This is a genomic window from Xylophilus sp. ASV27 (assembly GCF_016428875.1).
GTDB lineage: Bacteria > Pseudomonadota > Gammaproteobacteria > Burkholderiales > Burkholderiaceae_C > Xylophilus.
In genome coordinates this window covers 1-301 of record NZ_JAELTO010000388.1, presented here as the reverse complement: position 1 = coordinate 301, position 301 = coordinate 1, and the positions used below count along the sequence as shown (strand labels likewise).

At 77.4% G+C, this 301-nt stretch carries 1 pseudogene; it reads left to right on the top strand.

The features are described from left to right. Positions 1-195 (top strand): annotated as a pseudogene (locus JHD63_RS25165) (hypothetical protein); the annotation flags it as partial. Positions 196-301: the final 106 nt, after the last annotated feature.

Below are 301 nucleotides of genomic sequence, written 5' to 3'. Positions count from 1 at the left end.
CCGCTGGCGGCGCTCGCCCAGGCGCACCCGAACAAGCAGGTCAAGGTCATCGTCAACTTCCCGCCCGGCGGCGCGGCCGACCAGATCGCCCGCGCCGTCACCGTGCCGCTGCAGGACGCGCTGGGCCTGTCTCTTATACACATCTCCGAGCCCACGAGACCGTACAGGAAATCTCGTATGCCGGCTTCTGCTTGAAAAAGGGGGGGGGGGGGGGGGGGGGGGGGGGGGGGGGGGGGGGGGGGGGGGGGGGGGGGGGGGGGGGGGGGGGGGGGGGGGGGGGGGGGGGGGGGGGGGGGGGGGG